At 68.0% G+C, this 12996-nt stretch carries 15 protein-coding genes and 1 tRNA gene; 9 read left to right on the top strand and 7 right to left on the bottom strand.

Annotation, left to right across the window (positions count from 1 at the left end; translation table 11 throughout):
* Positions 1–6 precede the first annotated feature (6 nt).
* Positions 7–786, top strand: a complete 780-nt coding sequence (gene pstB / locus QNO11_RS11260) for a phosphate ABC transporter ATP-binding protein PstB (RefSeq protein WP_257508187.1) — start codon at positions 7–9, stop codon at positions 784–786.
* Between the two features lie 18 nt (positions 787–804).
* On the opposite strand, the gene QNO11_RS11265 is transcribed toward pstB, so the two are convergent.
* From QNO11_RS11265 to sigK, 4 genes are all read right to left on the bottom strand, one after another.
* Positions 805–1689, bottom strand: a complete 885-nt coding sequence (locus tag QNO11_RS11265) for an aminodeoxychorismate lyase (protein WP_257508186.1) — start codon at positions 1687–1689, stop codon at positions 805–807.
* 329 nt (positions 1690–2018) lie between these two features.
* Entirely contained in the window at positions 2019–2660 is a 642-nt protein-coding gene (locus tag QNO11_RS11270) for a DNA-directed RNA polymerase subunit beta (RefSeq protein WP_257508185.1), read from the bottom strand.
* 39 nt (positions 2661–2699) lie between these two features.
* The gene (locus tag QNO11_RS11275; protein ID WP_257508184.1) at positions 2700–3848 is read right to left on the bottom strand and encodes an anti-sigma factor; all 1149 of its coding nucleotides are present in this window, start codon (positions 3846–3848) and stop codon (positions 2700–2702) included.
* Positions 3845–4444: an ECF RNA polymerase sigma factor SigK gene (sigK, locus tag QNO11_RS11280; protein WP_257508183.1), complete on the bottom strand. Its 600-nt coding sequence runs from the start codon at positions 4442–4444 to the stop codon at positions 3845–3847. The genes QNO11_RS11275 and sigK overlap by 4 nt, the downstream gene beginning before the upstream one ends.
* Before the next feature lie 155 nt (positions 4445–4599).
* Here sigK and QNO11_RS11285 point away from each other — a divergent pair, with 155 nt between their 5' ends.
* From QNO11_RS11285 to QNO11_RS11305, 5 genes are all read left to right on the top strand, one after another.
* Positions 4600–5250 (top strand): fasciclin domain-containing protein, encoded by a 651-nt coding sequence (locus QNO11_RS11285; RefSeq protein WP_257508740.1) that lies wholly within the window; start codon positions 4600–4602, stop codon positions 5248–5250.
* Between the two features lie 187 nt (positions 5251–5437).
* The gene (locus tag QNO11_RS11290; protein ID WP_285169236.1) at positions 5438–6973 is read left to right on the top strand and encodes a serine/threonine-protein kinase; all 1536 of its coding nucleotides are present in this window, start codon (positions 5438–5440) and stop codon (positions 6971–6973) included.
* A gap of 23 nt (positions 6974–6996) precedes the next feature.
* Positions 6997–7069 (top strand) — tRNA-Lys (locus QNO11_RS11295).
* Positions 7070–7622: 553 nt separating this feature from the next.
* Positions 7623–8000, top strand: a complete 378-nt coding sequence (locus tag QNO11_RS11300; RefSeq protein ID WP_257508182.1) for a PH domain-containing protein — start codon at positions 7623–7625, stop codon at positions 7998–8000.
* 314 nt (positions 8001–8314) lie between these two features.
* Complete coding sequence (locus tag QNO11_RS11305) at positions 8315–8986, top strand: protein kinase family protein (protein WP_257508181.1); 672 nt, start codon at positions 8315–8317, stop codon at positions 8984–8986.
* Positions 8987–9046: 60 nt separating this feature from the next.
* Here QNO11_RS11305 and map read toward each other — a convergent pair whose 3' ends face one another.
* Positions 9047–9817 carry a type I methionyl aminopeptidase gene (gene map, locus QNO11_RS11310; protein ID WP_257508180.1) on the bottom strand — a complete coding sequence of 257 codons (771 nt, stop codon included), beginning with the start codon at positions 9815–9817 and terminating at the stop codon, positions 9047–9049.
* Positions 9818–9882: 65 nt separating this feature from the next.
* Here map and QNO11_RS11315 point away from each other — a divergent pair, with 65 nt between their 5' ends.
* Positions 9883–10158, top strand: a complete 276-nt coding sequence (locus tag QNO11_RS11315; RefSeq protein ID WP_257508739.1) for a helix-turn-helix domain-containing protein — start codon at positions 9883–9885, stop codon at positions 10156–10158.
* A gap of 78 nt (positions 10159–10236) precedes the next feature.
* On the top strand, positions 10237–10788 hold the full coding sequence (locus QNO11_RS11320) for a DUF6578 domain-containing protein (RefSeq protein WP_285169238.1): 552 nt from the start codon (positions 10237–10239) through the stop codon (positions 10786–10788).
* Positions 10789–10897: 109 nt separating this feature from the next.
* Here QNO11_RS11320 and QNO11_RS11325 read toward each other — a convergent pair whose 3' ends face one another.
* Positions 10898–11179: a hypothetical protein gene (locus QNO11_RS11325; protein WP_257508178.1), complete on the bottom strand. Its 282-nt coding sequence runs from the start codon at positions 11177–11179 to the stop codon at positions 10898–10900.
* Between the two features lie 204 nt (positions 11180–11383).
* The gene (locus QNO11_RS11330) at positions 11384–12394 is read right to left on the bottom strand and encodes a hypothetical protein (protein WP_257508177.1); all 1011 of its coding nucleotides are present in this window, start codon (positions 12392–12394) and stop codon (positions 11384–11386) included.
* 203 nt (positions 12395–12597) lie between these two features.
* Here QNO11_RS11330 and QNO11_RS11335 point away from each other — a divergent pair, with 203 nt between their 5' ends.
* A complete protein-coding gene (locus QNO11_RS11335; protein WP_257508176.1) occupies positions 12598–12993 on the top strand; it encodes a hypothetical protein in 396 nt (131 codons plus the stop codon).
* The last annotated feature ends 3 nt before the right edge of the window (positions 12994–12996 follow it).

The following is a 12996-nucleotide window of genomic DNA, read 5'->3' on the forward strand; positions in this document are numbered from 1 at the left end:
CCCCAGGTGTCAAAGAGCATCGAAGTCAACGACCTCAACGTCTACTACGGCGACTTCCTGGCCGTGGAGGGCGTCTCGCTCGAGATCGAGCCCCGCAGCGTGACCGCGTTCATCGGTCCGTCCGGATGCGGCAAGTCCACGTTCCTGCGCACCCTCAACCGCATGCACGAGGTCATCCCCGGCGCGCGTGTCGAGGGCGAGGTGCTGCTGGACGGCGACAACCTGTACGGCCCCACCGTCGATCCGGTGCTGGTGCGCCGACAGGTCGGCATGGTCTTCCAGCGCCCCAACCCCTTCCCCACGATGTCGATCCGCGAGAACGTGCTGGCCGGCGTCAAGCTCAACAACCGGCGCATCTCGAAGTCCGACGCGGATGAGCTGGTGGAGAAGTCCCTCAAGGGCGCGAACCTGTGGAACGAGGTCAAGGACCGCCTCGACCGACCCGGGTCGGGGCTGTCCGGCGGGCAGCAGCAGCGACTGTGCATCGCGCGGGCGATCGCAGTGTCGCCGCAGGTGCTGCTGATGGACGAGCCCTGCTCGGCGCTGGACCCCATCTCGACCTACGCGATCGAGGAACTCATCGAGGAGCTGAAGGCGGACTACACGATCGTGATCGTGACGCACAACATGCAGCAGGCCTCGCGGGTGTCCGACCGCACCGCGTTCTTCAACATCGCCGGCACCGGCAAGCCCGGCAAGCTCATCGAGTATGCCGACACCAACACGATCTTCACGACCCCGTCGCAGAAGGCCACCGAGGACTACGTCTCCGGCCGCTTCGGGTGAGGTGCGGGCCTCGCGGGCTCAATCGCGGGGGCTCAGCAGGTACCGGTTGATGGATGCCGTCAGCTCGGCATCCACCGGGAGCGCGGCCCCGTCGATCGCGGTGATGGGCGCGGCCAGCCGCACGCTGGACACCAGCCACGCGGCATCCGCTGCCGTCAGATCCGCCAGCGGGATCGTCTCGTACGCGGTGGCGAACCCCTGCGCCTCGAGTTGGGCGAACACGCTCAGCTGGGTGGTGCCGTGCAGGATGCCGCCGTTGGGCGCGGGGGTGACGAACGTGTCGCCGCGGCGCAGGATGAGCGAGGCGGTGGGCGCTTCCAGCACGAACCCGTCGGAGCTGACGAAGATCGCGTCGTCGGCGCCGCGGCGGTGCGCCTCGCGGAGTGCGGCCATGTTGACCGCGTAGGACAGGGTCTTCGCGCCCAGCAGCAGCCACGGCGCGCGCGCGGGGACGTCCATCGCGTAGCCGCGGTCGAGGGTCACGACCCGCACGCCGTGCTCCCGGACGGCGCTGCGGCCGGGGGCGGTCGCGGCGGTGACCCACGCGGTGGGCGCGGGGCCGTGCTCGACGCCGCGGCTGAGGATGAGCTTGATCACCGACTCCCCCGGGCCGCAGGCTGCGGCGGCGCTGTCGATGGCCTGGCGCCACTGCGTCAGGTGGGGTTCGGGCAGGTCGCACAGTCGCGCGGAGTGGGCGAGGCGTTCCAGGTGGGCGGTGGTCTCCTGCGGGTGGCCGTCGATGACGCCGATGGACTCGAAGATGCCGTCGCCGCGCTGCGTGCTGAGCTCGCCGACGCTCAGCGCGGGTGCGGACGGGTCGATCACCGTGAACGTGTCGGCGAACGAGTCGCGGGGGTCGGAGGGGTCCGCGGGGTCGATCGTGAGCGCGAATCGCCAAGCCATGACGTGAGCCTAGCGACGTTGCGCCGTCGGAATTCAGGCTGAGCGGACGAGAACCGCGGCATCCGGGGCCGTTTGGTCCGCACAGCCTGAATTGTGACGGGGAATGCCCCGCCACCGAGCCTCGGTTACACTTGACCAGCCGGGCCGCAGTAACCCCGGGCTCCATCTTCTGCCGCTTTGAGCGGCCTCGCGCCGAGAGGCGTTCTGCGGCCCGGCACCTTCTTTCCCGGCCTCCCTCGGCCCGTGAGACCACAGCTGGTCGCCGAAACGATGGGAGGTTCCCACGGTCTCGGCGACCAGCTGTGGTCTCAGCGTCGGCGGATGTCAGGTCAGGTCAGCGAGTCGCGGCGCCAGAGCGCGGCGCACGAGGCGAGGTCGCCGGCGTAGGTCGACAGCCGCAGCGCGCGCGTGGTCAGGGCCGTGGCGCGGTCGGATTCGGTCGCGTCATAGTCGTCGGCCAGATGCGTTGCCCCGGTGGCCTGCACCCGGCAGAACGCCGCCGCCCGCTCCAGCGCCACCGCGAAGTCCCCGGTGAACAGCCCCCGCAGGATCGTGTCCACCAGCGCCACCAGCTCCTCCGGCCCGGCGGGCGTGGGCGCCCCGGCGACGACCGGGTCGACTGTGACGATCGCAAGCCGGCCCCGGTCGTACAGCAGCGCCGCCGTCTGCGGGTCGTCGTGGATCATCAGCTGCAGCAGGTACAGCCGCCACAGCGCACCGGGCAGCGAACGGGCGGGCGCGCGCGACCACAGCTCCGCAATGTCGTGGATGCCGTGGCTATCGGTGAATCCGACGAGACGCTCCACGACGTCGGCGTCCTGCTGCTCCCGCACCCGGGTCAGCAGCGCGTGCGCGGTGGCGTGCGCGACCCGCGACACCTCGGCCGGATCCTCCGCCGCGAACAGCCGGTCGAACGTCTCCGAGGGTCGCCGGACGGGCTTGTGAAAGTGGTTGCCGGCGTCGTCGGTCATCAATCCAGGCTACCCGCGCCCCCGGAGGGCCGGCCGGCGTCAGGCCGTGGGGACCGCGACGATCGGGTCACCCGTCGGGATGCCACCAGGCGCTCCCCCGGCAGGCTCCACCGTGATGGCGATCACGTCTCCCGGTTGAATCTCGCCCTCCACGGCTGCGGTGGCAGTCGCGCCTTCGGCCGCGAAGGTGCCCGCGGAGATCGGTTCGTCGTCCCGGATGAGCCACAGCTCGAACGTCTCGTCCTCGGTGATCGCAGGAAGCCCCTCCGAGACGACAACGGCCTCGCCGACCTGCTCCGACCAGTAGGCGGTGGCCGACAGCCCCTCCTCGGTGACGGTGACCGACTGCGCGTCGGGCGCGGATTCGATCTGCTCCAGCGCGACCAGCGCGGCGGGACGGTTGAGCCAGTTGTACAGCGCCCCCGCGCCGAGCCCGATCCCCACGAGCAGCGCCATGCACGCGGCGAGCGCGAGCAGCGCGCGGGTCCAGCTGCGGCGCACGATAGCCTGCGTCGTCGTGGTGGTGGGCACCGGCTCGTCTCGGCCGGTGCCCGGTGGCGGCACGGCACCCGGCGCGAACACCACCGTCAGCGCATCGGCGCTGAGGGGCATGGCGTCGGTCGGCCGGCCGGTCGTCCCTTCCCGCAGGAGCCTGTCGAGGGGATCCGTGTCGGTGGTCTCCGGCGAGGCGGTGGCGGTGTCGGTGTCGGTGTCGGTGGTCTCCGGCGAGGCGTCGGCGGTGTCGGGCTCCGCCGCGGCATCTTCGGCGTCGACCGCCGGCACCACGACAGTGACATCCGCGACCGGGGGCTCAGCCGCGACCGCCGGAACAACGCGCGTCGCGTCCGCATCCGGAGCCTCGGCCTCAACCACCGGAACAACGCGCGTGGCATCCGCATCCGGAACCTCCGCGTCGACCACGGGCGCGACCGCCGGAGCATCCGCCACCACCACCGCCTCCTGCGGCAAATGCGCGATGCGTGCCAGCAGGTTCGAGCGCATCGTCAGCGGCGGGACGGCATCGGCGACGCCGTCGGCGAGGGACGCCACGGCGGCGGCATCCGCCAGCGCCACGCTCTCCCACTCCGGCCGCTCCGCCAGCGCCTCGAGGTACCGCGCCTCATCGTCGGGCGACAGGGCGTGGAGGGCGTGACCGGCGGCGAGCTCGGCGAACTCCTGCTCGTTCATGCGGTCACCCCCATCGCCGTGCGCAGGCGCGACAGGCCGTCACGCATCCGGGTCTTGATCGTCCCCAGGGGTGCCCCCACCAGGGTCGAGATTTCGCTCTGACTGTAGCCGCCGTAGTACGCCAGGACGATCGCCTCGCGCTGCGGATCGGGAAGGGTCGACAGCGCACCGGCCACCTTCTCCCCCTCCAGCTTCAGTTCCACCTGCTCGGCGACACCGTCGTGGGCGACGTCGATGTCGCGCAGCCCCGCACGCACGTCACGGTCACTGCTCGACTGCGAGGCCCGCACCCGATCCACCGCGCGGCGGTGGGCGATCGTGAGGACCCACGCTCTCCCCTGTCCCTTGTTCGGAGCGAACCGCGCGGCGGATTGCCACACCTCCAGGAACACCTCCTGCAGCACCTCTTCGCTCTGCGCGCGGTCCACCAGCACGCGCACGATCAGACCGAACACGCGCGGCACGAGCAGGTCGTACAGCCGCGCGAACGCGGCCTTGTCTCCGGCGGCCACGCGAACGAGGAGGTCGGCGGCGCGATCGCGCGTCACGCCGTCCTCGGGCTCCTCCACCCCGTCGATGACCATCGCCCCCAGCATGCACGCCACCCTGCCTGCCGCCAGAGGGCTTGCCCTGCAGGGCGGGGACGAGTAGGCGATCGCGGATGCCGCGGCGTCGCATCCCATCCGATCCGGCGACCGCTCCGAACACCTGTCATCGCCGCAGTGAGGCGGTACCGACAACGGAGGACATGATGCTCAGCACCAAGAAGAAGATCACCGCAGCTCTGACTCTCACGCTGGCGGGCGCGTTCGCGCTGTCGGCATGCACGATGGGCGGCGACACCACCGACGAGGCGACGGACACGATGACGGAGGAATCCATGACGCCGGAGGCGATGGATGCCACGGCGATGCTCGTCGGAGCCGGCTGCGAGGACTACGCCGAGGCCGTCCCGGATGGACCGGGCTCGATCGAGGAGATGTCCCAGGTACCGGTGGCCACCGCGGCATCCACCAGTCCGGTGCTCACCACGCTCACCGCCGCCGTCAGCGGCCAACTGAACCCCGAGGTGAATCTGGTGGAGACGCTCAACGGCGGCGAGTACACGGTGTTCGCTCCGGTGGACGACGCGTTCGCGAAGATCGATGAGGCCACGATCGAGTCGCTGAAGACCGACACCGACACGTTGACGTCGATCCTGACGTACCACGTGGTCGATGGCCGGGTGGATCCTGCGGACATCGCCGGCACTCACACGACGCTGCAGGGCGCGGACATCGAAGTGACCGGCTCTGGGGATGAGTGGATGGTCAACGACGCCATGGTCATCTGCGGCGGCGTGCAGACCGAAAATGCCACCGTCTACCTGCTCGACACGGTGCTGATGCCTCCGGCACAGTGATCGACCCGGGTCGCGGCGGGGGGGCCGCGGCCCGTGGTGGGCGGTGCGGCCGCCGGCGCTCTGGGGGCGTCGGCGGCCGTTGCACCGTTGAGGGGCCCGCGTCAAGTGTGATATTGCGGCGTGGCGGCGGGGCTAACGTGTGAGAGGCGAGTGGGCGGCTCTGGGTGCCGCGACGGCAGGGGGAAGAATGATCGATTCTGGGGTGGACGGCGTCTCCACCGGAGAGCTGCTCGATCAGCGCTACCGCCTGATCGAGCACATCGGCGCCGGCGGGGCGGCGCGCGTATACCGGGCCGAAGACGAGCACCTGCAGCGCACGATCGCGATCAAGGTGATGCGCGGGCACGTCGACGGCCTGGGCTCGGTCGAGCGGGCGCGGGCGGAGACGCTGACGCTGGCATCCCTCAGCCACCCCTGCCTGGTGACGCTGTTCGACGCGCGCATCGCGACCAGCGAGGACGAACCGACGTATCTGGTGATGGAGTACGTGCCGGGAGTCACGCTGCGCGATCGCATGGCGCAGGGGGCGATGGATGCCGAAGAACTCGCGGGCATCGCCGTCGACATCGCCGAGGGTATGCACGTCGCGCACATCGCGGGTGTCGTGCACCGCGACATCAAGCCGTCGAACGTGCTGCTGTGGCGCTCGCCCCTGGACGGCGAGCGGTGGCGGGCGAAGCTGGCGGACTTCGGCATCGCGTACCTGCAGGATTCCACCCGGGCGACCGAGCCGGGGCTGGTTCTAGGCACCGCCGCCTACCTCGCGCCGGAGCAGGCGCGCGGCGAGTCACCCGCGCCGCCCGCGGACATCTACGCCTTCGGCATCATGCTCATCGAGGCGCTCACCGGCGCGCGGCCGTGGGCGGATGCCGAGGGGATCGGCGCCCTGATGGCGCGGCTCCTGGACCCGCCGCCGGTGCCCGAGACGCTGCCGCAGCCGTGGTGGTCGCTGCTGCGGCGGATGACGGCGATGCGGCCCGAGGATCGGCCCACCGCGCTGGAGGTGGCGACTGCCGCGGCGCAGCTCACGGGGTCGGCGCGCGGGGGGGCTCCGGCCGGTGCCGTCGGTGCCGTTGCTGGGGCCGCTTCGACTGTGACGGACCAGACGACGCAGGCGCTGGTGCCGGCGGATGCCTCGGGCAAGCCGGCGTCGGCGGATCCGCCGACGGCTCCGTTGTCGCTGATCCTCCCGCCGTCGGTGGCGGGTGAGACGGCGGTGACGCAGATTTCCCCGGTCGGGCCTGGCGGTGCTGAGGACCGCGTTGAGGCTCCGCCGGCGGATCGGCGCCGCCGCCTGATCTTGGCTGCCGTCATCGTGCTGCTGCTGCTCGCGCTGGCCGGAGCGGGGATCGCCGCACTGTCCACATTGCGTCCGACACCCACCCCCACCGCGCCCGCAGTGGAGGACCCCGCGCCCGTCGTGACCCCGACGGAGGAGGAGCCGGCACCGGTGATTGAGGAGGAGCCGGCACCGGTGATCGAGACCGAGGCGCCCGCGCCGGTGGTTGAGCAAGAGGCGCCCGCGCCGGTAGTGGAGAAGGAGTCGCCCGCCGGACCCGCGGACAAACCCGGACCCGCGGACAAACCCGGACCCGCGGAGAAACCCGACCCCGCGAAGGACGGCGGGCCGGGCAACAACGGGAACGGTGGCGGCCCCGGCAACAACAACCGTGGACCGGGCAACAACAACGGCAACGGGGGGCCTGGGAACGGCAACGGCTGAGGGCCGACTAGGCTAGATGTCGAGGGCCTCTAGCTCAGTCGGTAGAGCATCGGACTTTTAATCCGCGGGTCGTGGGTTCGAGCCCCACGGGGCCCACTCCAATCTTCGCCTCGTCAACCTTTTCGCCGTTGGTGCGGATTCCGCGCAGGTCGCCTACCTCCGAGCTTGAGCACCTGATCGCATGCCGTCTCCCGGTCGCTTTCGCGTCCGGATAGGTGCTGCCCATAGATACTCCCGCTCCTCGGCAGGGAGTGCGTCGCGCTCGATCGCTGTATTTCCGAAACGCAAAGCACCCATACAACCTGCCTGCGCGCGTTGCCGTCTTCGGCTTCGACCGGCCGGCTTCCACGGGCCTCAGAGAGGCTGTCAGGATGCTCGACATCACATAGGGTCCGCTCTTTGAGAATTCGTGCGGGCGGGTCCTCTGCGACGCGGCTGCCGCGACGACCATAGTTGACGACCGCGGACACGAACGCGCCCGATCGAGGACCGGCTTCCGCTCGCCGGGGCTCTCTGCTTGCCTCGTTGAGCCTGTAGCGGGGTCGGCCACAAGCCACTACTCGAGCCGGGGCGGCGCCGTCCTCGCGCGGTAGCCTGAGCGCACTGCGCGGCGTAGGGCCAGCGCTCGAATCACATGGGAGCTCATTTCATGGCCGAAACTGCCGCCATCCTTGCCTGGACACTGCAGAAGGAGATCCCGACACCTGCCGACGTGAACGAACTGCTCGTCGAAGGTGAGGCTCCCGTTGCGTCCTTCAAGACCTTCCGCGACTCGGCTACCTTCACAACCAAGCGGCTCATCGTCCGTGACGCGCAAGGCATCACCGGAAAGAAGATCGAGATCTACTCGCTGCCCTACAGCTCGATCCACATGTGGTCGACGGAGAACGCCGGCGGCATGCTGGACCGCGACGCTGAGGTGGAGTTGTGGACGAAAGCCGGCCACATCAAGGTGAAGCTCACCAAGGGCGCCGACATTCGACGAATCGACGGCCTCCTCGCCTGGGCAACGCTCCACAGCCACTGAATCAGCCCAGTACTGCCCGCACATCGCATCGCCACCTGCCGGGCCGAAACGCACGCACGCTGATCGACCGGCTCGCGATCGACCGTCGGTACCGGAAACCAACGCTCGCTCGACCACCGGCTTGCGCTCCGTGTGGTGCAGCCCCGAAGACCGTCGACCGCCGCGGGGATAAACCAGCGCTCGAATGTCGCCGAGCCTGATGAACGGCTGTAGAGAATCCACGCGTCGATCATCGCCGTGGCGTTTGGGCGCAGACGTAGAGGAGACTCGGTCGCATGGGATCTGCTCGTTATGAGTTCGAAGGAGTCCTCGGCGTGGACTCGCCGGACCCGATGGACGCACAGTGGGAACGCATCGCGCAGTGGCCGATCCCGGTGCTCGGGTTGGCTCCTCAGCCGACGATCGAGATGTTCGGCCCATCCTCGATCGGCAACGGATCGGACAGCGCCGGCTTGCGTAACGCGCAGGTCGGGTTTTCGTACATCGTGATCCGTAACCCTGCAGATCGGGCTGACCCTGCCAACCTGGCGGATCTCGACGAAGAGGTCACGCGCGCGCTGGACGAGGTCCCGCCTTGGCCGCTACCGAAATGGCTCATCGAACTGACCGAGCGGCAGCGTTACCCCATGCTCTGGGAGGCCGTGAGGACCAGCTGGTACCGCGACCCAGCGGAACGGCCCTCGATCGCCGAAGCGCTCGTCGATCACACCACCGAGGTGCTGAACACCAACTTCCGGCCAGAACGAGGACTCGACGGCAGGGCCGGCAGCCTCCCCCCGGCACCCGACATCACCACCGCCGCCGTGCAACACGATGCCATCCTCCGCATCGATGGAATCGACCACCCGGCGGTCCTGATCGACACAGATCCGCATGTCTTCGCCGCCGGAACCGAACTCGACGACTCTGCCCAAGTCACTGTCGTCCTAACCCGCGACGAACTCCCCTTCGTCCGAGTCGAACTGACAACTCACGCCAGCACCTAACCCGCGCGCTACGGGACCGACCTACGTTCGCATAGGGCTGTAGCGGGGCATGCCTTCCGATTAGCGCGGCGCGGTGAGAATCTCGGCGGTGCCCGTGGTGATCGCGATGGTGTGCTCGCTGTGCGCTGTGCGACAGCCTGTAGCGCTGCGAAGGGTCCATCCGTCCGGGTCAGTGATCAGAGCGTCCGTGTCTTCCATCACCCAGGGTTCGAGGGCGAGAAGCAGACCGGGGCGCAGCTTGTACCCACGGCCAGGGCGTCCAGTATTCGGTATGTGCGGGTCGCCGTGCATGACGGAACCGATCCCATGTCCGCCGAACTCCGTGTTGATCGAGTACCCGGCTTCCTCGAGCACGGAGCCGATGGCGTACGAGATGTCGCCGATACGGTTCCCCGGAAGAGCTGCGTCGATGGCGGCCGCAAGAGCGTTCTCGGTGGCCTCGATGAGTCGGATACTGCTTGCGGGTTTGGTCGGCCCGACGATGAAGCTGACTGCGGCATCCGCGGCCATCCCATTCTTGAGGACCGCGAGATCCAGGGTGACAAGGTCCCCATCCCGGAGCGCGTAGTCATGCGGCAACCCGTGAAGAACCGCGTCGTTCACGGCCAAACAGATGTAGTGCCCGAAGGGCCCGTTGCCGAACGACGGCGCGTAATCGACGTAGCAGGACTGCGCGCCAGCCGCCACGATGAGCTTGCGCGCCCACTCATCGATATCCAGGAGGTTCACCCCTACAGTGGACCGCTCGCGCAATTCGTGCAGTATGTTCGCGACCACTGCGCCAGCGGACCGGGCACGGTCGACCTCCGATGAACGGAAGATCTCGATCATCAAGCGCTCCAACCGGTTCGGTATTAAAGTACCGGTCAAACTATACCGATATGCTCGACCTCATGATGGTTCGCTTGCCACACACCCCGGAGGATATCGAGCGTGGCCGGCGCCTAGGCGCTCTTCTGCGGCAGGCGCGAGGGAGCCGCTCGATCCTCGAAGTTGCGTCCATGGCAAGGATCTCGCCCGAGACACTGCGGAAGATCGAGACCGGCCGCTTGGTCACCCCTTCCTTCGCCACTGTCACCGCAGTCGCATCCGCGCTCGACCTCTCACTCGACTCACTCGCCGAAGAGTCCAGCATGCCGGGCGCAGAAGAAGGTCAGCCCCTAACCGCTTGACGCTGACAGCCGTACGCAAGACGACTCATCTTCGGGCCGCTGCAGATGGGATTCGCCATCCTGGCTACTGTGGGCTGCATGACCCGCGTGTGGCTGACGGAGTGGGAGTGGGCGTGCTGCGGTGACGCCTTCGCGGTGGGCGACGATGTCGATTTCGGCGTCACCACACGAACCCCGGATCCATCATTGGTCGAACTGCTCGGTTCGGCACTGATAGCCACGGTGGACGCGGTCGAGTCGCACCACGAAGAAGAATTCGACGATCGAGTGCGCGGTCGCGTTACCGCCGTGCGCGCGGTCACGCATGAGGTCGAGGCGCGTCGGTCGTTGCGTCGTCCTGGCCACGGCGCTCCACCGGACGCCGTCATGCCCCCTGACGGCGAGGAGTGGCCGATGGTGCGCCGTGAACTGGGCGGCGGGGTGTTCGTTGGCTCGCAACCGTCGCGGTACGTGACTGAGATCGTTCCCCTACCCGGCACGACCACGCTGGAGCCCGCCCGCGGCGTGCGGCTGCCGTCATCAGAAGGGGTAGCCCCGCCACAACCAGAAAGCAACAGCATCAGCGATGCCCCCGGCGAACGGAAGACTCGATCACTCGCCGGGTGGCTGGTCGACATCGATGAGCGCTAATCGACCGCGAGCAATCGCCCGCATCAGGACCGCGTTTCGGGCGCCGAGCGTGCTTGGGTGCAGGCGGCGAAGCGGGCTCTCGATCTTCGCTGCGATACAGTCCTTCATCTCAACGCAGAATCTCATCGAGGGCAGCCTCGAGGGTACGCACAATCAATGGGGCTGCGCCGGCGCCTAGTAGTCGCGCCGGGATCGCGCCGTTCTCGTACTCGCCGTAGGCCGAGATGTAGCCGACCACCTTCTCACTCTCGCGCACGACGAGGTCCACCGCGATCAAGCCTCCTGGCCTGCCGTCGGCCCTGCTGAGCGCGAGCCTCCGTCCCTTGTGCTCTACGGTGATCGGCTGGCGCTTGATGCTAGCGATGAACTGGGCGGTGAGAGGCGTAGTCATGCGGGCTCCCGACTTCAGTGCTTGGTGCCGCAATGGCGGCTTGGACCGTGGAGTCTAGAGGACGCATGAGGGAGCACGGGGTGTCGAGGGAACCTGGTAGCGCTCTCTAATCGACGACCGAAGCACCATTGTTCGTGCGCCGGAGCATCAGCGAGAGGTTCGCGGCGGTCTGAGTCTGCTGCGCGGAGGGATTCGCGATAGCGTTCACCGGTCAACTCGATCGTCGATCGCGGCGCAAAGCGTGGCGGCCAGTTCGATGGCGCTCCGCGCATCCTGCGGCGAGACGACGATTCGTTGGCCGAGCTTGAGGGGTGAGTCGGGAACAGCGCGAAGGTACTTCTCATCCACGCGGCCGTCCGCGTGGATGTGCGCGTGGCGAGCGGCCCAGAGGCGCTTGAGCGCCGCCCAATCGATACCCGGGACGTCGCGCGGGTCGCTGCCGAGTGGACCGAACAGATCGGCCAGGTCATCGAGCCGCTGGAAGACGTTACCCCTGCCCTTCAATGACGCGGCGGCATCCGGCACGCGCCGGCGATACTCGGAGCACGCGAATGCTTCCACGATCCCGACCACACGTCCAAGCGTGTCAACCGCGATCCGGTCGTAGACACCCTGTTCGCGAAGCACAGCTCGCTGTTCGGTAGGAATGTCGTCGAGCGCGACCAGCTTTACCCGCTCGGCAGCAAAGGCGTCCTCTGCCACGACGGATGCGCCGAGCGCTCCACTGACCGGGCAAAACCGATGCTCCCCGAAGACGGCGTAGCGCACACCGCAATCGAGACACGTCCGTGCCCGCACGAGTCGCTCTTCGTCGATACCGGGAAGCGGCTGGGGATAGAACGGCTTCGATCGATAAGTGACCTTAACGAAGCGGCTATTCCGGGTCGAACGCGCCATGGAGCCGAAGCTCTTGTTGAGGGCGTCTGACACCAACTGCATCGCCGCGTCTTGCGCGACGCGTATCACGCGGTCGCGTTGCTGGGTAGTCATGAACTCGTTGTGCTCTTCGCGATGACCGCAGTAGGGGCACGTCAGAAGCAGGTCGTCGGGGAGAGCATCGTAGTCCTCGCCGTTCATGCGAAAGATCTGATCGCAGGCCGGGCACTCCCGTCCGAAGTAGCCATGGTCGTCGTACGGAATCGAGACGCTGAAGCGCTCGTGCCCGGAAGAGTCTCGGCCTTGGTACGAGGCGCCGTCTGCCGTTCTGAAGCTCACGCAGCGATTCTCGCCTAACCCTCCGACATGACCATGCCCGAAGCGCCCGGCTCCCGCGCGCGCTTGTGGACCGACTTCCGGGCTTGCCGCCAGGCGGTGGTATAAGCGAGGGACGGCAGCGTGAGTGTGTCCAGTCTCACCTCGGGCGGGGAACGGGAGATCCAGCTGCGCGACGGTGCAGTGCGTTCCGCTAACTTGACAGGGTGCCCTTCGCCCTCCTCTTCACGTTGATCCTTGCGCTGCTGGCCCTGTTCCAGATCGCACTAGCACTCGGGGCACCGTTTGGACACTTCGCGTGGGGCGGGCAAGACCGCGTGCTGCCTGCCCGCAAGCGCATCGGGAGCGTCGTTTCCATCCTGATATACGGGCTCATGGCGGTTGTGGCGTGGGACCGCGTGGGCGCGAACAGCATTTTCCCGGACCTGTTCTCCCAGATCGCGATGTGGGTGATCTTCGCGTACTCGGTGCTCGGGATCCTCATGAACGCGATCTCCCGCAGCAAGCCGGAGCGCTACACGATGGTGCCGGTGTCGATCGCGCTCTCGGTGCTGTCGTTTCTGATCGCCATGGGACACGGCGAGATGGCCCTGCCGATCTGACCC

It is taken from the genome of Microbacterium sp. zg-B96, from assembly GCF_030246865.1.
GTDB lineage: Bacteria > Actinomycetota > Actinomycetes > Actinomycetales > Microbacteriaceae > Microbacterium.